This window comes from Paraglaciecola sp. 20A4 (assembly GCF_011378905.1).
Lineage (GTDB): Bacteria > Pseudomonadota > Gammaproteobacteria > Enterobacterales > Alteromonadaceae > Paraglaciecola.
Genome location: NZ_WTPY01000047.1, coordinates 1 through 23,465 on the forward strand (window position 1 = coordinate 1; position 23,465 = coordinate 23,465).

Annotated in this window: 20 protein-coding genes and 1 tRNA gene; 12 read left to right on the forward strand and 9 right to left on the reverse strand. The window is 42.5% G+C overall.

The window, feature by feature from the left end; all coding sequences use genetic code 11:
• Positions 1-253: 253 nt before the first annotated feature.
• Positions 254-329: transfer RNA gene (locus GQS54_RS21965), tRNA-Glu, on the forward strand.
• Positions 330-600: 271 nt separating this feature from the next.
• Positions 601-1,005, forward strand: a complete 405-nt coding sequence (locus tag GQS54_RS21970) for a hypothetical protein (RefSeq protein WP_346766600.1) — start codon at positions 601-603, stop codon at positions 1,003-1,005.
• Between the two features lie 3 nt (positions 1,006-1,008).
• Here the strand turns inward: GQS54_RS21970 and GQS54_RS21975 are convergent, their stop codons facing one another.
• Together GQS54_RS21975 and GQS54_RS21980 are read right to left on the reverse strand one after the other, a co-directional pair.
• Positions 1,009-2,025: a M48 family metallopeptidase gene (locus GQS54_RS21975; RefSeq protein WP_166426060.1), complete on the reverse strand. Its 1,017-nt coding sequence runs from the start codon at positions 2,023-2,025 to the stop codon at positions 1,009-1,011.
• 4 nt (positions 2,026-2,029) lie between these two features.
• On the reverse strand, positions 2,030-3,229 hold the full coding sequence (locus GQS54_RS21980; RefSeq protein WP_166426061.1) for a YjgN family protein: 1,200 nt from the start codon (positions 3,227-3,229) through the stop codon (positions 2,030-2,032).
• Between the two features lie 210 nt (positions 3,230-3,439).
• On the opposite strand from GQS54_RS21980, the gene GQS54_RS21985 reads away from it, so the two are divergent.
• Both GQS54_RS21985 and GQS54_RS21990 read left to right on the forward strand, forming a co-directional pair.
• Positions 3,440-3,619, forward strand: coding sequence for a DUF1289 domain-containing protein (locus GQS54_RS21985; RefSeq protein WP_346766601.1), 180 nt, complete (start codon positions 3,440-3,442; stop codon positions 3,617-3,619).
• Between the two features lie 84 nt (positions 3,620-3,703).
• Complete coding sequence (locus GQS54_RS21990; protein WP_166426063.1) at positions 3,704-4,657, forward strand: tRNA-dihydrouridine synthase; 954 nt, start codon at positions 3,704-3,706, stop codon at positions 4,655-4,657.
• A 368-nt stretch (positions 4,658-5,025) separates the two neighbouring features.
• Here GQS54_RS21990 and GQS54_RS21995 read toward each other — a convergent pair whose 3' ends face one another.
• Positions 5,026-5,667: an arylesterase gene (locus tag GQS54_RS21995; protein ID WP_166426064.1), complete on the reverse strand. Its 642-nt coding sequence runs from the start codon at positions 5,665-5,667 to the stop codon at positions 5,026-5,028.
• Between the two features lie 16 nt (positions 5,668-5,683).
• Between GQS54_RS21995 and GQS54_RS22000 the strand changes: the two genes are divergently transcribed.
• Together GQS54_RS22000 and GQS54_RS22005 are read left to right on the forward strand one after the other, a co-directional pair.
• On the forward strand, positions 5,684-6,424 hold the full coding sequence (locus GQS54_RS22000) for an ABC transporter ATP-binding protein (RefSeq protein ID WP_166426065.1): 741 nt from the start codon (positions 5,684-5,686) through the stop codon (positions 6,422-6,424).
• A 3-nt stretch (positions 6,425-6,427) separates the two neighbouring features.
• Positions 6,428-8,956 carry an FtsX-like permease family protein gene (locus GQS54_RS22005; protein ID WP_166426066.1) on the forward strand — a complete coding sequence of 843 codons (2,529 nt, stop codon included), beginning with the start codon at positions 6,428-6,430 and terminating at the stop codon, positions 8,954-8,956.
• Positions 8,957-9,095: 139 nt separating this feature from the next.
• Here the strand turns inward: GQS54_RS22005 and GQS54_RS22010 are convergent, their stop codons facing one another.
• Both GQS54_RS22010 and folX read right to left on the reverse strand, forming a co-directional pair.
• A complete protein-coding gene (locus tag GQS54_RS22010; protein ID WP_166426067.1) occupies positions 9,096-9,989 on the reverse strand; it encodes a TIGR01777 family oxidoreductase in 894 nt (297 codons plus the stop codon).
• Between the two features lie 17 nt (positions 9,990-10,006).
• A complete protein-coding gene (gene folX / locus GQS54_RS22015) occupies positions 10,007-10,372 on the reverse strand; it encodes a dihydroneopterin triphosphate 2'-epimerase (protein ID WP_166426068.1) in 366 nt (121 codons plus the stop codon).
• A 193-nt stretch (positions 10,373-10,565) separates the two neighbouring features.
• Between folX and GQS54_RS22020 the strand changes: the two genes are divergently transcribed.
• A complete protein-coding gene (locus GQS54_RS22020) occupies positions 10,566-11,660 on the forward strand; it encodes an AI-2E family transporter (RefSeq protein ID WP_166426069.1) in 1,095 nt (364 codons plus the stop codon).
• A 123-nt stretch (positions 11,661-11,783) separates the two neighbouring features.
• On the opposite strand, the gene GQS54_RS22025 is transcribed toward GQS54_RS22020, so the two are convergent.
• The gene (locus GQS54_RS22025; protein WP_166426070.1) at positions 11,784-12,830 is read right to left on the reverse strand and encodes an alcohol dehydrogenase family protein; all 1,047 of its coding nucleotides are present in this window, start codon (positions 12,828-12,830) and stop codon (positions 11,784-11,786) included.
• A complete protein-coding gene (locus GQS54_RS22030) occupies positions 12,823-13,347 on the reverse strand; it encodes a TetR/AcrR family transcriptional regulator (RefSeq protein ID WP_166426071.1) in 525 nt (174 codons plus the stop codon). Before GQS54_RS22030 ends, GQS54_RS22025 begins: the two co-directional genes overlap by 8 nt.
• Positions 13,348-13,586: 239 nt before the next feature.
• Here GQS54_RS22030 and GQS54_RS22035 point away from each other — a divergent pair, with 239 nt between their 5' ends.
• The 3 genes from GQS54_RS22035 (at position 13,587) to GQS54_RS22045 (ending at position 19,090) form a co-directional block, all read left to right on the forward strand.
• Positions 13,587-14,573 (forward strand): DNA topoisomerase IB, encoded by a 987-nt coding sequence (locus GQS54_RS22035; protein WP_166426072.1) that lies wholly within the window; start codon positions 13,587-13,589, stop codon positions 14,571-14,573.
• A 125-nt stretch (positions 14,574-14,698) separates the two neighbouring features.
• The gene (locus GQS54_RS22040; RefSeq protein ID WP_166426073.1) at positions 14,699-15,205 is read left to right on the forward strand and encodes a DUF2059 domain-containing protein; all 507 of its coding nucleotides are present in this window, start codon (positions 14,699-14,701) and stop codon (positions 15,203-15,205) included.
• Between the two features lie 1,230 nt (positions 15,206-16,435).
• Entirely contained in the window at positions 16,436-19,090 is a 2,655-nt protein-coding gene (locus GQS54_RS22045; RefSeq protein ID WP_166426074.1) for a TonB-dependent receptor, read from the forward strand.
• A gap of 308 nt (positions 19,091-19,398) precedes the next feature.
• Here GQS54_RS22045 and GQS54_RS22050 read toward each other — a convergent pair whose 3' ends face one another.
• Positions 19,399-19,833 (reverse strand): hypothetical protein, encoded by a 435-nt coding sequence (locus GQS54_RS22050; protein WP_166426075.1) that lies wholly within the window; start codon positions 19,831-19,833, stop codon positions 19,399-19,401.
• 199 nt (positions 19,834-20,032) lie between these two features.
• Here GQS54_RS22050 and GQS54_RS22055 point away from each other — a divergent pair, with 199 nt between their 5' ends.
• The gene (locus tag GQS54_RS22055) at positions 20,033-21,112 is read left to right on the forward strand and encodes a site-2 protease family protein (protein WP_166426076.1); all 1,080 of its coding nucleotides are present in this window, start codon (positions 20,033-20,035) and stop codon (positions 21,110-21,112) included.
• Between the two features lie 446 nt (positions 21,113-21,558).
• On the forward strand, positions 21,559-22,497 hold the full coding sequence (locus GQS54_RS22060) for a 2-hydroxyacid dehydrogenase (protein ID WP_166426077.1): 939 nt from the start codon (positions 21,559-21,561) through the stop codon (positions 22,495-22,497).
• A gap of 164 nt (positions 22,498-22,661) precedes the next feature.
• Here the strand turns inward: GQS54_RS22060 and GQS54_RS22065 are convergent, their stop codons facing one another.
• Positions 22,662-22,979 carry a DUF1840 domain-containing protein gene (locus tag GQS54_RS22065; RefSeq protein WP_166426078.1) on the reverse strand — a complete coding sequence of 106 codons (318 nt, stop codon included), beginning with the start codon at positions 22,977-22,979 and terminating at the stop codon, positions 22,662-22,664.
• Between the last annotated feature and the right edge of the window lie 486 nt (positions 22,980-23,465).

The following is a 23,465-nucleotide window of genomic DNA, read 5'->3' on the forward strand; positions in this document are numbered from 1 at the left end:
TGAACGTGCTTAGCACGGCCGCAAAGCGGTAAAATACAGGACGTATTTTATAATCCCCTTGGGGACGCCATATTTAAGTAAACCTACGGATTGGGTTTATGCAGCACAAACAAGGACATTTACGGCATACCTAGGCCAGTAAATGAATCGTTTGGATAGATTTTTGTTTTTTGTAAGATTAGGCCGTTCCTCTCGTAGGCTCGACTCACCTTACAGAAACTTATCGAAGCTTGCTTCGATAAACAAAGTTTCTGTCCCCATCGTCTAGAGGCCTAGGACACCGCCCTTTCACGGCGGTAACAGGGGTTCGAATCCCCTTGGGGACGCCATATAAAAAAAGCCGTACAGTAATGTACGGCTTTTTTTTTATTTCTTTATTCTGAAAGTGTCAAATTTTAATCGGTAACATCCAAATGGTCTAATTTCAATATAGCGACCTATAGGTTTATATTAGAATCTACCTTAGCGTTTTGGTGCTAATATAAATGATAAATATTATTTCAGCGATCCCAGACCATTTGTCGCCAAGTTGACCATATATGATGCAGTGTATTAATATTGAGTAACTCTAAATCATCACCACCATATTACCGAATTACGGTGAAATCACGTCTTATCGTTGTGCAAATTAAAGGCCAGTGGACGTTGCAAACTGACATGGCTTACCTGTCTGACTTAGGTGAAACTATGAACGCAATGCGCGGTAACACTTGGGCTGTGCTGGTCGATATGCGTGGCTGGGTTGTGCCAATATCAGTGAGTTCATCTCCACTGAAATCCGATGTTAATTTAGACCGACGTAATCAAAAAATTGAATGTTGGGTGGTTGATTCACCTTCGCAAGGAGACGCTCTATTGCCATATTTTGTGGAATCAGGCATCGTCCCCCGTTGCTTCAGTGAGATCTCTGAAGCGTGTGCCTGTCTACAAAATGCCGGATATATTGACAAAACGGAATCCATTGATGAAATCAATTGGCTCGTCCGGTATTTAGCACCTAGTTAAGGGTTAGTGTTGAGCGGCCCTCGCGTTAGCAATTCGCTTGCGTAACAATGGATGGGTTTGTAACCAGCTATCGATATTTGACTCTTCAGGTATCGTTTTCATCAGCTTTTCTAGCACTAGAGCAAAATTTTCAGTATCAAGGCCAGATATTTTCATCTGTTTTAGAGCGAAATTATCAGCTTCCCATTCCAACTCTGATGAAAACTGATTTTGTACCAGTGTCGTTGATATACCAGCAAAAGCGTCAATTAAACCACTTACATCGGCAAAAAAATAATCAATCACCAGTGATGAGAAGAGACTTTGAGAAATAAGCCGCATCGAGTGATGATGTTCCACATGACCTATCTCATGTAATAATATGGCTTGCAGCAAATCTTGACGACTTTCTATTAATTTTATGAATTGATCGGTGACCACTATCGTCCCATTTGGCAAGGCGAATGCATTGGCACCTAAAGAGTCGCTTTTTCGAAAAATGAGAGTGTAGTAACTACGATCAAGTGCAAGTTGACTCAGTGTGAGTTGCCAGTTGGATAGAATTGTTTGTTGTTCGCTAAGTGTCAGTTCACTTGGCTGTAACATACTGTTATCCAATGCTTTGAGGGTATGTGTTGATGCTAAATTTATTGCACTATAAGGGACAACTTCAGCAAAACGTTCAGCGGCATGGGGAATAATATATTTAAAAATAATAAATAAACAAAGCGGCACCAATAATAAGCTAATGGCTATTCCTTGGTAGCTGTTTTCAAGCATATGGGCCCATTGGCTTTTGTCGCTAGAATATAACAATGAATCTAGCTCGGGCGTTGGCTTAAATGACAGTAATCCAACGTTCGGTAACATGACTTCGCGACAGGTTGCCGCTAATTTTGGGGCAGGCCTTAACTGGCTCAATGGGAGTATGTGCAGTACTTCATTATTGGCATTGAGCACCCGCACGTCTTCTGCGCCAAAATCGAGCTGAACTAGCAGGCAGCGAGCGCTGCCTGCTGGATAAAACATCGCTTCATGCATAGCGTTACCCTAGTGCAATGTCTACGTCAAATACGTTGGCTATTTCTTCGCCTATCGCACTTGTGTCATCCTGCACTCCTTCTACTACATCGGTAATCCCTGCTAATACAGATATATTGGTCGCATTAGCATAAAATATCGATGTACGAATGTGGATCCAAGGCAGTGCTAAGCCGAGCGTCACGACCAATACGATTAAGTTGCTCAAATGAAGCCAAATCAATCTTGCGGCAGAGACACTAGACGTGAAGCTAGCAACGTTGCTTATTTGCATCGAGTTGAACAAATGATTGCGAACATAGGCTTGGTAGAAACTAGAAGCAATAAGGAAAATAACCAAATACCCAAACATAATACCCACTGTGAGCAAGGAAAATGACGACCCTAGAGTCGATTGTGCCTCAAAAGCGCTAAATGACGCGCCTAGTGCGAATAAAGATAAAGCACCTATTATCAACGCTAATACTAATGCACCTATCGATGCAATATAGTATTGAGAGCTGCGCAATTCGGTGGTGAATTTTTGCTGACCGTAAGTCATGTTGTTATGTAAGAATTCGTCAATTTTCTTAAAGACCCAAGGAAGCGCAGTATAAAGGGTAAATACGCTGACGATTGGCAGTAAAACGAAAACAACAAATGCATCGCCGTACTTGCCGTTGAAGCCAAACCGTATGTTTCGATACGCTGTCATACGCATTTTAAATCGAACCGCTAAGATAATCATCATTGGCGTTAAAAAGATAAAAGCCACGATGAAAAAGAGCATCAAAATAGGGCTAAAAGCAGCAGCGATTGAATATATAGCAAATGCGACAACGGCTATAATTCGTCCCTTTAAAATTTGTACTGGGTTGGCTAAATATGAAAAACAATGCCCGTCGATCTCAGTGTTCGAGTAGAAATATCGATGAGTACGTACGGTAGCCCAAGCGGAATAAATACCTAAGGTCACGATCGACAGTAATATATTGACGATCCATATACCAAAAAACTCAGAGGTTTTACCGTGAAACTTGACCTGGACTTGGCGTAATACTGCGCTTTGAACTGTGCTATCAGCTGACTCTATTTTAGGGGCTTTTTGTGCGATCAGTTTATCAAGTTCAACTGCGCGCTCAGGATATAGGTCTGCGTCTAAACCTGCTCTGGCACTGAGTAAATCTTCAAAGCTGTAATTTGAATAATCTATATTATTGGTCATGTCATTTTCCTTTCTTATTGATATTTATTTGTTTATTTCCCTGATCCATGCGAGATACGCAATTCAATAATACGGTAAAATGACTCTTAATTAACCCGATAAATTTACCATTTCAATCTATGTTTATGCTGATCGGCGCTGTGGTACAATTAAATTTAAAGTTTCGCCCTAAGGAAACATGTGGAAAGTAAAGAAATAGCGTCGCCATGCGTGCGAAATTGTTGCTTAGATCGGCAAGATATGTGCGTGGGGTGTTATCGAATGTTGGATGAAATAGTTGGTTGGGGAAATGCCTCTACTGAGCGGCGAACAGAAATTCTTAATTGCTGTTCATTAAGAGCTAAAAAGTCTGACCTTGAGCAAGTTAATCGGCTAAATCTAACACGCTAAAATTTTCATATTTCCACTTTCATGTTACGCAAGATCCTCGATGGTCAGGCGTTTTTTATTGGTATCATTTACAGAGTAAACAAGTTGCAAGTAATTTTAGCACCGATGGAAGGGGTGGTTGATCACCTCATGCGTGACATGTTGAGCAGGGTTGGTGGCTTCGATCTTTGTGTTACTGAGTTTGTGCGAGTCGTGGAATGCTTACTTCCCAAGAAAGTATTTTATCGTTTTTGTCCCGAGCTACATAACGACGGTTTTACCCCAAATGGTACTCCAGTGCGTGTGCAGCTACTTGGTCAACACCCTCAACCGTTAGCCGAAAATGCTCAGCGGGCAGTTGAACTTGGTTCTCACGGAGTGGATTTAAACTTTGGCTGTCCTGCCAAGACAGTGAATAAGAGTAAAGGGGGAGCCATCTTATTGCGCGAGCCGCAAACTTTATACGATATTGTTAGTGCCGTGCGACAAGCAGTGCCGAGCGAACATAAAGTGACGGCTAAGATGCGCTTGGGTTTTGATGACAAAAGCTTAGCATTCGAAAATGCAGCGGCTATTGAAGCTGCCGGTGCAGATTTGCTCGTCATTCATGCACGTACTAAAGTGGAAGGGTATAAACCTCCCGCTTATTGGTCGTGGATCGCGGATATCAAAAAGAAAGTGAATATTCCTATTATCGCTAACGGCGAAATATGGTCATTTGATGATGCAGTAAATTGCCAGCAGCAATCTAATTGTCAGAATATTATGCTCGGGCGAGGCATTCTCGCTGTACCTAATTTAGCGCGGGTTGTGCGTGGGGAGCAAGACATTATGTCTTGGTCAGAGGTCAATCAATTACTATTAGATTACTCTGGATATGAAATATTTGGCGATAAGGGCAAATATTTTCCTAATCGCCTTAAGCAATGGTTAGGCTATTTAAGCCGTCAATATCCAGAAGCTGAAAGCTTATTTATGCAAGTAAGAAGATTAAGCGACGCCCATGAAATAGTGCGCGTTTTGCGCCAGCCAGACCAAAGGCTTTCTCTGAGCCGATGATAAAATCAGACTTAGTTACAAGTGTAGTTATCAATCTAGTTTTATCTATCATAAGGATTGATATCAGAACAGACCTGAACGTCTACAATGGAACCAGCGCGCTGTTTTTGTTCCGTTGTTCCGTTGTTTAGGCCGATGCAGGCACCTGCGTGGTTGCCGCAGAGCTAGAAAGTGAGTTCGATTCAGTTTCTTGCCGGTGGTGGTCTGCATTCAACCTCTTGCCTTGGTTAAGGTTGAGGGGCCGAACAGGGCTCGCGCTTGTTGAATTGACGTTTATTGTGAGCCCCCTAAATACATGTTTTTATAAGCTTAGCCTTACTTCGTTGAGCCTGTCAGTGCGCCAATTACGGTAAACCAGTCACTTGGTCTTATGGCGCCACAAGTGGCTGTAAAGTTTGGGCCATTGATTCAGCGATTATGGGCTGTGCCTTGGCATTTGGGTGAATACCGTCAGCTTGCATTAAATCACTTTTTAGCGCGATATCTGCGAGGAAAAACGGTAACAATACCACGTTATGATTATGTGCTACTGCGGTGTAAGCGCCAGTGAAAAGCTCAGTATAGCGACGCCCATAATTTGGGGGTATCTGCATTTCTTGTAAGATAACCGTTGCCCCTGATGATTGACTGAGTTCAACTATTTTGCTTAGATTACTGCGCATTTTAGCGATGGAATGGCCTTGTAATCCGTCATTTCCGCCGAGTTCGACAAATACATGGCTAGGAGAATGTTGGTCTAACAAACGTGGCAACCTTGCTAGCGCGCCGTCCGTTGTTTCGCCACTTATCGCGGCATTTACTACAGTTATGTCGCTTTTTTGCCACGCATCTTGTAACAAACTTACCCAGCTTTGCGCTTGCGTCAAACCATAACCAGCACTTAGGCTATCGCCTAAGATTAACAATTTACTCGATTTAGCCCAAAGTTGATCTGAAACCAGTAAAACAGGTAAAAGAAACAACATAACTTTCGCGCGCTTGCGCAGTGAATTACTTATCAAATTAAACACTATGGCTCCTGTAAATATGATTAAAACGTCTGCGATTACGAAAACAGTTACTACGTCTCAGGGTGAGCTTTCGATCCTCAAGCCAATTAGTTTCGAAGTCAAGGCGGGTGAGTCGATTGCCATCGTAGGTGCGTCAGGCTCCGGTAAATCGACATTGCTTAGCCTCTTAGCGGGGCTCGATGAGGTCACCAGCGGAGAAATTTACCTAGACGGGCAAGGACTGCAAAACATGGATGAAGAACAACGCGCCCAGTTACGCGGTGAAAAAGTTGGCTTTATCTTTCAAAGTTTTATGTTAGTGCAAAGTCTCACCGCATTAGAGAATATCATTTTACCCGCTGAAATTGCCGGCTTAGATGACGCAAAACAACGTGGGCAAGATATCCTCGACAAAGTAGGTCTGGGCCATAGGGGCGATCATTATCCTAACCAATTGTCTGGTGGTGAACAGCAACGAGTAGCAATTGCTCGGGCTTTTATTACCAAGCCTAAAATACTTTTTGCTGATGAGCCGACGGGTAATTTGGATGCGGCCAACAGCGCTAAAATAGAGCAATTATTGTTTGATCTAAATCGTGATTCGCATACAACCTTGGTTTTGGTGACGCATGACGGTGAACTGGCAAAACACTGTGAGCGCCAATTGCTGATGAATGCTGGCGAGTTAAGTGAAATAACCCTAGCTAATGACGCGTTAAATTCTGATAGATCAGATGTGGCCGAAATGGCCCGGGCTGCACAAAGTCAGGTAGGGTAATAAATGACTAAGCAGACTTTTAATCTTGCCTGGCGATTGTTTAAGCACGAGGCAAAGCGCGGCGAGTTAACGATTATTTTACTCGCCATCATATTGTCAGTTGCTTCAGTGCTGTCTTTATCACTTTTCAGTGAACGGCTTCAATCGGCGTTGACCGCTAAAAGTGCCGAATTTATAGCGGCGGATCGAGTGCTAAATTCTCGTCAACCGGTGGATCAAAGCTGGATAGAAAAGGCGCAAGAATTTAACTTGAATACAGCTAATCAGGTTTATACCCGATCAATGGCATTTTCTGGCGAGAATATGATGCTAGTGGACTTGCGCGCCGCTGCACCGGGTTATCCGTTAAAAGGGACAGTTAGCGTTGCTGAACAGCCCTTTGCGCCAGGACAGGCCATCAAGTCACTGCCTAAGCCCGGTCATGCATGGATTGAGTCTCGCCTTTTTCAAAATCTAGACCTAACACTTGGGCAAGATATTGAAGTAGGTGACAAGACATTTACCGTCACTAAAGTGCTATCTGATGTACCGGACGCTGGTTTCAGCGTTTTTGGTGGTGACCCTAAGGTACTGATAAGTAAACAGGATTTAGCGGCAACTAATATTATTGGTCCGGGGAGTCGGGCGTCTTTTAGCTACTTTTTTACCGGTAGTGATGCTGACCTAAATGCGTATTACGACTGGTTGATGCCAAAGCTCGATAAAGAGTTACAGAGTTGGGTATCGGTCAGTGATGATGATTCTGCTATCGGGCGTTCTATTGCTAAAGCCGAGCAGTATTTTTTATTGGCAAGCTTGCTGGCGATAGTTTTGGCTGCAGTATCCATTGCCGTTGCTGCACAGCGTTATAGCCAGCGACACTATGATCCCGTTGCCATCATGAAAACGTTAGGAGCAAGTAAGGCGATGGTGCAACAAGTCTATTTGTTGCAAATAACCTTTATTACGTTGTTAGGCATAGTAATAGGCACTGTATTGGGCTTTATACTTCAGCAGGTTGTGGTCTGGGCTCTGGCGGGTAGCGTTGAAGTATCATTGGATGTGTGGTTCTGGCGACCACTGATTATCGCTATATTTACCGGCGCCATTTGCGCAGTCCTGTTCTCGCTTTATCCTTTGCTTAAGCTTTTTTCAGTTTCGCCTTTGCGGGTATTGCGCCGGGACTTAGGTGCAACGCTTAGTTCGCGCTTTATTCAATTTTTAGCTTCAGGCGGCGCAATATTTAGTCTTATGTGGGCGTATAGCGGTAATCTGGGCTTAAGTGCTATTTTGTTTGGCTCGGGTATTTTATTAGTGATCAGTCTATTGCTAGTGACCTTTGCTTTGATTTGGCTGGGACGCAAGCTCGGTAAAGGTAAAATGGGCGCATGGCAGTTAGCTTGGGCTCGCATTAGGCGCCGAGCGATGGACAATGCCATTCAACTCATTAGTTTTGCGGTAACGATCATGCTGCTTCTGATCGTATTGGTCATGCGAAATGACATGATTGCCCAGTGGCAAGACCAACTTCCGAAGGGCACACCAAATTACTTTTTGGTAAACATTACACAGCAGCAATTGCCTGATTTAAAAACGCATTTTGCGCAAGAAAATGTTGATATTGAACATTTTTATCCCGTCGTGCGCGGACGTTTTGTGGCAATTAATGACGAGAAGGTTTCAACGGCTGTGAGCAAAGAAGATGCTGAAGCTGGCGAACGACAGGGTCGTGAAGGGCTGGGGCGCGAAGCTAATTTAACCTGGAGTGAAACATTACAACATAAAAATAGCATAGTGGCCGGCCAGTGGTTTAACAGTAGTAAACCGCTAGCCAGCGGATTATATGGAGTATCTGTTGAGGCACGAATTGCTGAGCGGTTGAACATAAAACTGGGCGATAAACTTACCTTTAATGTGGGTAGTGAAGTAATAAATACAGAGGTATCAAGTCTGCGTGAAGTTGACTGGCAAACGATGCAGCCGAATTTTTTCTTTGTTATTCAACCTCAAGCGATGAAAGACTATTTGCCGACGTACTTGTCCAGTTTTTACCTAGATAAGTCTCGTAAATCTGACATTACTGAACTAATGAAGCCATTTGCCAGCGTGACGTTGTTTGATGTCGATGCCCGAATTGAACAACTTCGAGGGATTGTTAAACAAGTGTCTCTGGCGGTAGAGTTTATATTGGTGTTGGTATTAGCCGCAGGGGCATTAGTGCTTATCGCGCAAGTACAAGCAAGTATGGATGAAAGACAACAGGAACTGGCCATACTACGTACGCTCGGCGCTAAAGGTCGGTTAATACGGGCAAGTGTATTGTTTGAGTTTGTTATTATTGGTTTAGTTGCAGGTTTAATGGCTGCGTTCGCGAATGAAGTGAGTTTATTTTTCCTACAAAGCCAAGTGTTTGAAATGGAAGCTTCTTTACACTGGCAGTATTGGTTTATTGCCCCAGTTGCTGGTGCAATTGTGGTTGGGGCTTTAGGCATGGTTGGTTGTTGGCGCTTGTTGCGCTTAAACACCAGCCATTTATTGCGCCAAATGGTGTAAATTAACTTTCAAGCTCAATATAAAAAGCCGATAACACCTAAGTGAATTATCGGCTTTTTCGTATTTACATCTGGATCATCAAAATCAATCCGCTATTCAATTTATCTTTATGAAGGTAACTAATTCCTAAACACAAGGGTTACAAACGCAAGCACTCAAGGGCATGTGCTAGCTCAGGGTAATGAAACTGATAACCACTTTCTTGCAAACGCTTAGGGACTACGCGCTGACCATATAAAAGTAAATCTGCGGCATCACCCATAATTAAGCGTAGGGCAAATGCTGGCATGGGCAAAAAACACGGGCGATGTAACACTGCTGCAAGCGTTTTACTAAACTGTGCATTGGTTACAGGCGCCGGTGCGGTGAAATTAAATACGCCGCGACAATCCGTGTGCTCAATCAAATGAATTAGGCCATCTATCATGTCTTCTAAATGTATCCATGACATATATTGATGACCCGTACCCATAGGCCCACCCAAACCAAATTTGAACGGCGGAACCATTTTCATTAATGCACCACCGCGGCGAGTAATTACGATACCGGTGCGAACAATACAAACACGAGTAAGCTGCGACTCAGCTTCTTTAGCTAAACTTTCCCAGCGTTCACACAACCTATGACTGAATTCATCATAAGGACTGTCGAACTCTTCATCAATAATTTGATCATCTTGACGGCCATAATAACCGATGGCAGAACCACTGATGAACAAGGAAGGCGGACGGCTACTTGCTTTGATTAATGATACTAACTTTTCAGTCATCCCCCAGCGGCTTTGCTCAATGCGCTCTTTTTGTTCTGGTGTCCAGCGCTTATCAGCAATAGGTTCACCAGCTAAGTTGATTACTACGTGAAAATCATCAAGATTGTCAAAATCATCTAGTGACGACGTTAACGTTACTTTGTGACCCAATAGCAACTCCGCCTGAGATACGTTACGGGTGATCACTGTAATGTCGTTTGGTTTTAACTTTGGGATAAGGTTCGAACCAATTAATCCTGTACCTCCAGTAATCAAAATACGCATATAAAATCCTTGTTGTGTTACGTTTTAAAGCACGAAAGACAAAGGGAAACTGAATCAGAAAACCTTAGAGCATGGGGCTTATCTACTTCCGCTTCAGCATATATTACCCGCGGATGTTCGGCTGCAATAGCCAATACATCTGCGGTCAATTTTTCTAATAGTGCAAATCTATTATCTTCGACCAATTGAATAATCCGTTTGGTGATAATCTTATAATTGAGCGCATCATCCATACTATCAGACCCCGTTGCTTGGTCCGCTTTATATTCTATTTTCACATTCACGATCACATCTTGCTTATTATTTATTTCATCTTGATTAATACCAATATAGGTACGTAAACGTAGATTTTTTATCCGGATCGTCGCTGGATTTAACTTCATATTATTATCACCCTTGTTTTCGGACGTAAAAACAACCTAAAATCAGTACGTTAATATCTTTTAATCGTTTTGTACACGGATAATAAACGAGATGTCGCCAATATGCTCCATAATACTAAAAACGTGGCTTAAGGCTATAAAATAAGCTTATTATCTGATAGTTTTCCAGCTCACTTTAATAATGACCCAATCTATGCAAATGAAATACTCTCCTTCGCTAAAAGTTTTACTGATATTAGCGTCTCTGGTAATTGTGCTCGCAGGTATAAAAGCGGCCAGTGCCATCGTAGTACCGTTCTTGCTATCCATCTTTATTGCAATGTCGTGTAGTCCGATTATCAACTGGGCTAATCAATATCGAATTCCCCGAGCTGTCTCGGTAGTACTAGTAATACTGCTAATTGTGATTTTTGGATTTATGCTGGCGGGATTGGTTGGTCAATCCATGAATGATTTCAGCGACAATTTTCCAAAGTATCGAGAGAAACTCGTAGATCAATTCGCCTGGGCAATTGGGCGCCTAAACGACTTTAATATCCAAATTAACAAAGACCAGTTGTTGTCATATTTAGACCCAGGTGCTGCCATGAATATGGCCACCAGTTTACTGACAAGTCTAGGCGGAGTGCTAACTAACTTCTTACTTATTTTGCTTATCGTGGTGTTTATGCTTTTTGAAGCGGAATCCTTTCCGAGGAAGATTCATATTGCGTTAGATGATCCGAATATGAAACTTCGTCAGATTGATAAGTTTCTATTGTCGGTTAAAAACTATCTGGCGATTAAAACGCTCGTTAGCTTAGGTACAGGGCTTGTTATCGGTCTATGGTTATATGCACTAGGTGTTGATCATTATTTACTGTGGGCAACGCTGGCTTTCTTGCTCAACTATATTCCTAATATCGGTTCGATTATCGCAGCAGTACCTGCGGTTTTACTGGCTTTGGTGCAATTAGGCCCTGGCATAGCAGGTCTTACTGCCCTTGGATTTATTGTGACCAATACCGTAATGGGAAATATTGTTGAGCCGCGATACATGGGCCGAGGACTAGGGTTATCGACGTTAGTGGTATTTTTATCGTTAATTTTCTGGGGCTGGTTACTCGGTACAGTCGGTATGTTGTTATCGGTGCCCTTGACCATGATCGTCAAGATTGGCTTCGAGTCAGGACAAGACACTCGCTGGATTGCTCAGCTATTGGCTAGTGATGGTTCTGAACTTAAAGAATTAGAGCATCAAGATGAAAAAGACCAAAACGCTTCTGGAGCTGATAACACCAGCGTTTAGTCTATTTATGTCTAAAACACGCACATAGACTGGGTTCTAAAAATTTACATATAGAACCCTGTCCATTTATCACGTTAATCATTTACTCTTTAGGCTCGGCTCTCTGGCTAGCTTTGAAAAGGTTCAGGGTATTAACACAATTTTCCCCACATGCTTTTTATCCAAAAACATGTGCTGGGCAACAGATATTTCTGCTAAAGGAAAAGATTGTGCAACAATAGGGACTATTTTTTGTTGCTCGATACAATTCACTAGATTTTGAAACACTTCGGGTTCCAGTATCGTGCAGCCGTAAAAGCTCAAATCTTTTAAGTACAACGTACGTACGTCCAACTCAACTAGTGGGCCTCCTATCGCACCGGAAACCGCGTAACGACCGTGGACTTTTAACACATCCAGCAATATTGTCCACTGAGGGCCGGCAACTAAGTCGATAACCACGTCAATACTATTTTTACCAAAGCTCGCTGCGTAATCAGCATCTCTTGGGATAACTTCATCTGCACCTAGTGCTAATAATTGCTTATTTTTTGCTGGGCTGGTGACAGCGATAACGTATGCACCTCTGGCCTTTGCCAGTTGTATAGCCGCAGAGCCAACACCACCGGATGCACCGGTAATAAGTACTCTATCCGTTGAGGTGACGGCCGTGCGCGTTAGCATATTTTCGGCTGTTGAATAAGAGCAAGGGAAAGTCGCAAGTTCAATATCGCTCAGATCACTTTGTATTTTATAAGCGTGGCATGAAGCGACCACAGCAAACTCGGCGAAACCACCGTCACATTCCGAACCAAAATACCAGGGTGAGTCTAACGGCTGGCCGTCCGATTCACGGATACAGGGCTCAATTAAAACCCGCTCTCCAATGCGTTTTTCACTTATATTGTTGCCTACTGCCACTATTTCTCCGCACACATCAGCTCCTTGAATTCGTGGAAAGCTTAGGGCGTTACCTGACCAGCTTGCATCTGAACCATCGGCATCACCTTTTGAGTACCACGCTGTTCGTGTATTGATATCGGTGTTATTTACGCCTGCTGCACCGACCCGAATGAGTACTTCATTCGCTTTAGGTTGAGGAACAGCAATATCCTCTCGATATTCAAGTGTTTCTGGGCCACCGTGGCCTGTCAGTAAAACGCCTTTCATCACGTTGGGAATACTATGCATGTTTATTGTCCTTCATCATTTGTTTAATGGTGTCTTGCGCGGATATGATTGCGTCGTAGCCCAAAATTGGCCACACACTAGAAACGCCCTCATGGAGTAAAAATAACACCATGGATAAATCTGGCCGCTTGGCTTGTGTTGCCAGCAAAGCTCTAACCTCCGTTTTGTGTTTCACTACCGCGGTTTTAATCTCAACATTTTCTGGGAATGCAGCAAGCGCATTCATTGACATACAACCGTTTGGCGCAAACGTTTTCATCCAATCATTGAGCTTATCGAAAATATCTAGAATGCGTTGCTCACCTGAAGCGGCATGCCCAGTTCCTAAAAACTGTAAATAGCGCTGATGACGATGTTCTAATGCAGCAACGATCATCATTTCTTTCGAGGTGTAATGTTTGTAAAGTGTTCTTAAGCTAACGTTACACGCGGTTTTTAGCTGCGCCACACTTTGCTCGGTAAAACCGTGTTGGCTAAACGCTATTTCTAAGCTTGCGGCGATTTGTTCTTTCAGCATTGGCCCCTCTAAATATAAATTGTTTACGGGTAGAATGTTTATTCTACCCGTAGGGCAGAGCGTTCACTTGACCTAGTCAACTGCATAAGATTCAGTGTTATGACGTTATAGGGGTTTTATAAGTTAACGTGAGTTTTTGCTGCGTATATTTTTGCTGCGTATATATTGTTAAGAAAAAATGAACCACATAACGATGTATTTTGTATGAGTTAATTTATCAATACACCTTAGGAGAATACATGGTCAGCTATATCGTTCGACAACCCTTTGGTAAAACGTTTACGTATAAGTACCCCTCTGGACGAACGGTCAAGAGTAAGGGTATTAAGCGATGGGTGAACAGTTTAGCTATTCCCCCTGCTTGGCAAGACGTACAAATAGAATTGGACCGCAGCGCTAAAGTATTGGCCTTCGGCCGTGACGAGAAAAATCGCAAGCAATATATTTATAATCAGAATTGGACTGAGCAGGCGAGTAAGCAAAAATTCGAACGTATTTTGCGCTTTGCTAAACAGTTGTCCACCATGCGCAGGGCGACAGGCCAGCATATTACCCAACGGCCAATCGACGAAAATGCGGTATTGGCGTGTATGACGCGTATGTTAGACGATGCTTTTTTTCGGCCCGGCAGCGCGACCTACACGCGTGACAACCAAACCTACGGATTAACCACATTGCGGGCAAAGCATATGAACTTCGAACGTAAACACGTGGAGTTCGATTATGTGGGTAAAAGTCATCAACAGCAGCATAGGGAAGTGTCAGATAAACACGTTAGAGATGTGCTGGCCCAATTAGAAACGATGACCGGTTATGAATTATTTGATATCACCTTACCTGACGGTGAACGCAAAAATTTAACGGCACAAGACCTAAATCAATATATTGCTGAAGTCATGGGGGAAGATTTTAGCGCTAAAGACTTCAGAACCTGGGCTGGAACAGTATTAATGGCTGTAGCGTTAGATGAATTGGGTCCTGTAGAGGATAAAAAACTGAATCAAAGTAATGTGCTTTCTGCGGTGAAAAAGGTCGCTAGTCAACTGGGTAATACCCCAGCGGTCTGCCGTTCAAACTATATTCATCCAAACGTGATCATGCAGTACGAAAGCGGCCGAACTTTGGCTTATTTTCGTCAACAACTCAAACGCACCCGTTCTAAATATTTCAGCCCAGACGAAAAAGCGACATTGAAATTACTTGAATATCTGATCGCAAATGAATGAATTGAATTTTAACATAAAGACAATTATGGCTATCATAGCATTTTGAAATAACAGCTAAATTCAACGCCTAAAATAAATGCCGAAAACGACTGGCTAAGGCACTAATTAACCTTAAAGGATTAAAAATGAAAATACGGATCGTCCTACTTACCTTACTATGTTTCACCTTTGGTGCGAGCGCTCAGACCAAAGCATCCCGGGAGTCGGTTGAACAACTAATGGTATTAACTGATGTAGCAAAAATGATGGAGGCCATGCAAGATCAAGTAAGTAATATGTTCAATAACATGGCAACCCAAATGAATATTTCTGAACAGGAAAGGCCTGCTTTTCAGAAATACATGGCAAAGTTAGATACCTTATTTAAAGAACAAATGACCTGGCAGCAGTTTAAAGATCCTATGATTAATGTGTACTTAACGCATTTTAACCAAAAGGAAATTAACGGTTTGATTGCTTTTTACCAATCTGATGTTGGCCGCAGCATGACGCAGAAAATGCCACTGGTGATGCAAGACTCTATGTTAGTTGGTCAACAAATGATGCAGGGCGTGATGCCTAAAGTACAAGCCATAGCAGAAGAGATGCAAGGCGAAATCCAACAAGCCCGTGAGCAAGAAGGGGCACAGTAAACCTGGGGTTCAACTATTCGTGACTAAACGTTAAGCCGCTTCAATACAGGCGGCTTATTCTAGTCAGGGATGCGGGACACAAAATAACAGTCACCTGCAAATGCAATTCGCTTGTCTTAACGTCTTTGACGCAGCCGATTAAAATCAATATGCCCCTCAACAATATGTCCCTCAACAATACGGTGAACGTGCTTGCATCATCAAATATCACCCTAAAGTGCCAAAACAAGGTGTGAGTATCGCACCTGTTTGCTTAAAAATTGCGCCAGTAATTTAGTTAAACGTCCTAATGATGTTGTCGAGGATAACAGTCATATCGGTCGTGAGATGCCATACCATTCATTTAATATATGAATGGAAAGCTTATTTAGTATTTTAATTTGTTGGCGGTAAATTAAAATGAAGTCGTGTTTAAACTCATAAAAGATAAGCTGCTAGTTAGTTAAAACTAGCAGCCTTTAGCACCAGGGAGGCACATAACAGTTCACTACGCTGTCGATTAGTATTATTACTAATTAGGTCATGAATTATTAGTCTTTGAATGTAAGTTATTCGTAAACAATGTGCATAAAAAGTGCATTTTAAATTCTACATTCACATATTGTTGAGTTGCCAAGTAGGCATTTACCGCCTGTTATACGAGATATACTAACAGGAAAAACTTACTATATCGTATTGAAAACGAAATATTAGAAAGTGGATATATTTTTGATTTTTTACATTTATATATTTATTTTTATCCAAAATTAAGCTTCCTCGATTTGACTTGCGTGTCTTCTCATGTCAGTAAAAATATCAATTGTGACTAATTTAAATTGTTTTTTATTTAAAGTTGGTGCGTCAATGTAGTTCATCTTTATTCACCGCTACGTTTATAAAACATTGGCGCCGTAAGATATTTATTTTTTATTCCCCCCGTCTGATAAGAAAAATTTGTTGGCTAACTGCACATCATTTTCCATCATCAAGGTAATTTCCGGTTGTGCAAATGTGCATAAATATGCAGTTTATCGTCAAGGTCTGTAAAGGCTCAGTCAGCAAAGCGTAAATTTACGTTTAAGTGGGGGTTTTTCGACCACTTTGAATTGATTCTCGACTTAGCTAGGTGCTTAATTCGCCACTTGGGGTGAGTCCCATAATCAAGTGTCGACACACGGCTCGTACAGCAAAATAATAATTAAATGACATTCAGCTTATTTATTTCAAATGGTATGGATGCGGGGAATTTAGATGTTTAAAAATAATACCTTAACAAAGGCGATTAAACTTTCATTTTTGGTCGGTGGCGCGACTATGGTTTTACCTAGTAGTTTTGTTGCCGCGCAAGTCAATGAAGGCGTGGACGCCAATTCAGTGGAAAAAATCCAAGTGACGGGGTCACGTATTAAGCGTACTGATCTGGAGTCAGCAAGTCCTATCTCTATTATTAGCGCTGAAGATATTAAACTCGGTGGTTTTACCTCAATAGAGCAAGTGTTACAGCAAAGTACTGCATCTAGTGGTATGGCGACAGGTGCCGCAACCAACAATGGCGGAGCAGGCGCTGCGCGCATTAACCTTCGAGGCTTAGGTAGCAACCGCACGCTCGTGTTAGTAAACGGTCGTCGTATGGTCAACTCGGGCACGGGGGCTGACTCGTCAGTCGATTTAAACACTATCCCGTTGGCTACCATTGAGCGGGTTGAAGTGCTTAAAGATGGGGCTTCTGCGGTATACGGTTCAGATGCGATAGCAGGTGTTGTGAACATTATTACCAAAACGCAGTTCGATGGTCTTGAGTTGTCAATGGGATACGCAGGCTCTGCAAAAGGCGACGCCAATACTGGCGATATTAGTTTGGTTACCGGTGGCGGTGGCGAAAAAGGTCACTTCGTTCTGGGATTAAGTTACGTTAATCGCGGAAAAGCCATGCAAGGTGATCGCGACTTCTCTGCTTGCCCTGACAATGATTTTGATTCTACTGGTGCTTGCCAATCCGGCAGCTCTTATATACCCGGTGGTAATTATAATTCTGGTGATGGTTGGGGAACACTAGACAGTGATAAAAATTGGACTGAAGGTTACGACGCCTATAACTATGCAGATAGCTCGTACCTTTACACGCCGCAAAAGCGTATCGGCTTGTTCGCAAACGCCAATTATGACGTGAATCAAGATACCCAAGTTTACCTAGAAACCTTATATACCAAGCGCACGTCTACGCAGCAAATGGCACCATCGCCTATTAGTGCCACACTTACGGCGGATGCAACGGGTAATCCTTTTGGCGTGGCAACATCCATGCGTCGACGTATGACGGAAGTGGGTGATCGTGTTTTCGATCAGGTCACTGACACGCTTCGCACGGTTGTCGGGGCTCAAGGCTTATGGGATATCGGGTCTGGCTATGAATGGGACGTGTCGTATTCCTATGGTCGTAACGATGCCACTGACCGTTCATCTAACTACATTAACCTGACTAAGCTTTATAACACGATGGACTCGTCAGTTTGTAATGATGTGGGCATTCCATGTCAAGATTGGTTTGTTGGGGAAGGGGAGTTGTCGGCTGATACAATTGACTACATCTCATATACCGACCAGGCTACCGGCGGCAACGAATTTAATATTGTTAATCTTAACTTAACGGGAGATTTATTTGAGCTTCCCGCTGGTTTTGTTGGGTTTGCAGCAGGTGCAGAATACCGCCGTGAAAAAGGGTGGTATCAACCTGATGCGGTAACGGTAGCGGGTGATGGCAGTGCTTCTGCGCAAGAAGCGACCTCTGGTAGCTTTGATACCACGCAATTTTACGCTGAGTTTGCTATTCCTTTGTTAGCTGATTTACCTTTGGTCAAAACGTTATCGATTGATGCGGCTGTACGCTGGTTTGATTACAGTACGTTTGATTCAGATACCACATGGAAGATGGGATTAAGCTGGCACGTAAATGATGACTTGATGATCCGAGGCGTAGCGTCAACGGCCTTTCGTGCGCCAACCGTTGATGAGTTATATGGCGGTGATGTGGGTTCATACGATTACTTAACCGATCCCTGTTCTGGTTACGGTGGCAGCGATTCAAGTTCAAGCCTGTATCAAACTTGTCAGTCAGAAATTGGCAATACAAGTTACCAATATACTGATGGGCAAATTGAAAATACCTATACGACTGTGGCGAATTTAACGCCTGAGCAAGCGGATACGGTGACGGTTGGGGTAGTGTATAACCCACACGATATTGAAGGTTTATCCCTCACTTTGGACTATTTTAATATCGAAGTCAGCAACGCCATTTCGCGTATTTCGACACAGACTTATTTGGATCAGTGTTATGCAGGCGAATCAAGCTATTGTGATGTGTTAAATATCACCCGCGATGAAGTCACAGGTAACATTGACTACATGGAATCTCCGTTAACCAATGTGGGCACAATTGAAACCCGCGGCGTTGATATGAACATGGCATATGTGTTTGAAGCGATGGGCTTTGATTGGTCAGTAGATCTGGATGCAACTCGTCTTCTTGAATATACCGAAGATGACGTTGAATACACGGGGAAAATTGACGGCACCAACGGCGGGTTCGCCAAATGGAAATCTAACCTAGGCATTAAAATGGGTCAAGACGACTGGACCCTAAGCTGGAAGGCTCGTTATATCGGCAGTATGACCGACGACTATTATGCATCTTATGATCTAGTGCAAGATGTCAGTTCGGTGACTTATCACGATCTAGCGGCGCAGTATTTCGTCAATGACACATGGTCAATATCTGCTGGTGTGGATAATTTGTTTGATAAAACGCCTCCGTACATTTATTCATGGAATAACGCGAATACCGTTCCAGAGGTTTACGATGTAATGGGGCGTTATTACCACGCAAAGGTAACAGCGCGTTTCTAAGCTCATTCTTTTCCAAGTCCATAACACGCGATTTAGGCTTAACGAAGACCGTTAACGCCTAAATCGTTTAACGACATACTAGTGGATATCGCAAGTAAAGTGGGTAAACAAAGTAAATCACAATCCGGTAAATGACCTTTCCCGGATTTTTTATGGGTATTTTATATGTAATAGCGTGACGAGCAGGGTCCTATTGATTTCTAGACTGTGTCTTTTGCAGCCCAGCTTATAATCTAACCCAATGCTCGACACCCATGTGTCTGGAATGCGCCCATTAACTTACTTGCGCCTGCATCAACTTGCATAGTTTATCTTCCTTGTAGGGTTTCTAAAATATCAAGTACGCTTGCCCTTAGTGTCGCATCTTTGCTTTGCGCCGCATTAAGGGATTGATCAAATGCGACGGATTTCCGTGCCAAGGCTACCGTGTCATATTTTTCATCAGGATCGAAGTCTCTACTTGGAGGTGCTCTCATGGCTAAGCCCTCTTGCGACGTTATTAACCCGTTTAATTGTAATTCTGACGACATACGCGTTAATTCGCTATATGACATATGAGTCGGATCGTACTTGTTGGCCATTTCTTGCAGTTTTATTTCTGCATTTTTGCCGGCATCACTAATCGTTACTGTGTCTGTAGTGGTTTCACTGGGTGATATAGGGCTGGCGTTAGGTGATTTATCGTTAATAGTATTGTCCATTGGATAGATACTCGTCATGTAGCTATTACTATTTATCTGCATAAGATCCCCTTAATTAAATCCAATGATAATGAATACTTTGTACGAAGAATAGCAATGACTATGCCAATGAGCTCTATCCCGCCCAGCCAGACTAAGACGGACTTTTGTTGTGTCTTATAAAGTAACAAGGAAAATTATTGCCGACTCTGACACAATAATGGCAATAATCGGGTTAGATTTTATATGTTGAGTTTTTATAGTGCATTTATTAGAAGTAGCGTGTTTGGGTAAAACACTTAAATTAGAAGGTTCAATGGCTGGGTGGCAACAGCTTTTTTGGGGAGATGACTGCGTTTCGCAAATTAGTGCTAGCGCTGACAATGATAACTTTTCACATCAATTTTCCCTACAAAGTGAGCAAGGCGAAATTCAAGTAGAGCTTAGTGGTGCTCTGCAATGGCAACCTTTTGATCTGCAGTATCAGCTTTTAGTTAATGAGCAGTTATTGCATGAAAATACGCTCACTGAAAAAGACATTGAGCAAAGGCAAGTTATCCAAGGTCAAAAACAACCGATGAAATTCAGTTTCATTGGTTTGGCCGGTTTAGGTTTAAAACTGTTAAAAAGTGCCAAGGTTATTAAAGTGTTGTTTGCTGCGGGCAGTTTAGCCGCTTATAGCTGGTTGTTTTCTATTGAGTTTGCCATTGCCCTAATACTGTGTCTGGTGTTTCATGAATACGGTCATATCAAGGCGATGAAGTACTTTGGTTTGAAAACCAAAGGTATTTACCTTATCCCTTTTGTGGGAGGTTTGGCGCTCAGCGATGATAAAATTAATACCCGCTGGCAAGATATCGTTATTTCAATTATGGGGCCATTTTTCGGCTTAATATTGTCTATTGCGTGTTTAGTAGGGTATTGGCTTACCGATATAGAAATACTTGCAGGTTTAGCGGTATTCAATGCGTTGCTCAATTTATTTAATATGTTACCTGTATTGCCTTTAGATGGTGGGCATGTGCTTAAAAGTATCGCTTTTTCAATTAACTCCCGAGTAGGGATAATCGCCTGCGCACTGGGAGCCATTTTAGGTGTTTATATCAGTTATCACTTCGGTTTAGCTTTGTTAGGTTTTTTACTTGCTATAGGCAGTGTAGAAATATTCTTCGAATATAAACGCCGCCATTTAAGTGAGTTATTGCCTCTTAACCGTTATGCCCAATTTGTTTCCATTTTGTGGTATGTCACTACTTTGGGTGGCCTAAGTGCCATCGTTTGGCTTGTGGGTCAAACAGATAACGGAGCTTTGTCATTACCTCTTAAAATATTGAGTAGTTAATGAGACATTTTCTAAGATCTTTACGTTAAGCGTCGTTGAAATCAGTATTTTTAGAGGCAGAACATGTCGTTTTGAACAGGAGCAATCTGCAGAATTGTGATGTGTGCTTATGCTGTTAACGTGTCATACGTTACAACCAAGACGTATGACCGTTGAACGCGCAAAGCCGCTAATGTGCCATGTGCCATGTACCATGTGTCTTGTACTAATTGCGGTAATAGCTGATGAAAAGGATTTCCAACGTTGGTTAAATATTTTGAGGGATTTTTATTCCAACTGTCGACGTTCTAGGGGACGGAGGAAGAGCGTCGGATTCATGCTTTTAATAAAGTATAAGTTAAAAAAATCATCATTCTATACGGGTGATGCGATACTCAAACTCGTTGCCAAGCGGCTTATTGATAAGCCTAAAGCTTACCCTAAACACATTATAGAGGACGGATTCAGTGGAAAAAACAGCAAAAATCTTAGTGATGCACCCAGAGATGCAGACCTTGTTTCCGAATAAACCAAAGCGTTGGGAATTCATTGAGGTGCTTGATGATATCGATAAAACGATCTCCGAATTGGGTGCAACTGTAGACGTTTTACTATCCGCTAGCATTGAAAAACTGGATAAAGAAATGCTCGACCGTCTCCCAAATCTTAAGATGATTGCATCTATTTCAGCAGGATTTAGCAATGTCGATCTTGATGAATGCAGAGCACGAAAAATATCGGTTACCAATGCCCCAGGTTTGAACTCGGGAGATGTGGCTGATGTCGCCGTCACTATGATGACCTCGCTGCTGTTGAATTTCCCGCAAAATCACCAATACATCATGACCGATCAATGGATTACTAAGAGTGCTTTCGTTCGACATTCCATCCGGAAGATGCCCATTGGTATCGTTGGCTTGGGTTCAATCGGTAAGGAGGTGGTTAAACGGCTTGAACCATTTGGCGTCGATATAAAATGGTGGGGCCCAAGACAGAAACCAGAAATACCCTATCCTTATTTTTCTTCACTGGAAGAATTAGCAAAACAATGTCGAGGTCTTATCGTGTGCTGTCGACCTGACCAATCAACATATCATCTGATCAATGAAAAAATATTGGATCAACTCGGGAGTGATGGCGTTGTCGTCAATGTGTCCAGAGGAAATGTTGTCGATCAAAAGGCGCTAATTGCATATTTAAAAGCTCAAAAAATAGCGGGCGCTGGGCTTGATGTGTTTGATCCAGAGCCGACAAACAGCTCTACGTGGACCGACGTGCCCAACATTATTCTATCTCCGCATCAGGGAGGGGCTACGTTTGAAACGCTATTCGCACAAGCGCAAATTGCGCAAAACAACATTGAAAACTACCTCGATGGAAAGCCGCTGCTTACCAGTATTTTTTAAGAGTGAATGAAATGGCTTTTTACAAATAAGTTTTGATATGGCGGCTTCGTGCCGATTGCGGACATAGCTGATTAGCGCAATCAACGATCCCAAAAAGCAAAAAGCCGTCTGTCAGGACTGTGTACAGTGTTTCGAGTTGGAGCGGGTCTAGAAATGCTTAACGTCTAGCCATTGTTGTCTGTCCACTGCACGTTACTTTCGTCTTCTACTGCGCTCTTTAGTAAATCGATTAAAGGTAAAGCACGGTGATAAAGGCTAACAAAAGGCGTTTCATCGATATCGTCTGTAGGTTCATCTGATGCCGGTTGTTGCTCGTCAGCCTTAAGCGCAGCTTCCAAGTTCGCCAGTGCTGCGGGTACATCTTTTGCAAGTATTGCACTAGGCACAGTACCGCTATGGCCCATCATTTTCAGCAATTGCACTGCTATATCTGCGAACATAGTAATGTTGGCGCTAGACTGACTGGAAAAAATGACTAACATAATGATTTAACTCTTAAGGGTTGCTCAATAAATGTAAGATGAGTGTACACCTAAACAATACCCTTTACTGTCTGCGTCAGTTAACTAATCTCAATCGTTCAGTCTACTGTTAGCTCATATGACTAGGGTTACAGATGTGGGTTAAAAAAGGTGGGTTTTCATTATATTCTGTCACACCATAACTGTTTTTTTATGCAGTTTCAGTCTCTCACCCGTATATATGCAAGATCTTGTGTAATAGCCGTATTTCCCCCGTATCGAAATACGGTAATCAGAAAAACACTTTATATTGTAATAACTTACTTTATATGGCTAAAATAGTTGAAAAATATATACGGCAAACGCCCGTGTTTAAACACGGGCGTTTGCGTCTTATTAACATTGTTGAACTAAGCCGCTGCGCGGAGCATGTAATTTTTTACCTTTGAGTCACACTTATCTGTGGGCATGAGCCCAATTAATCGGAGATAAGTTATGACCCCTTTA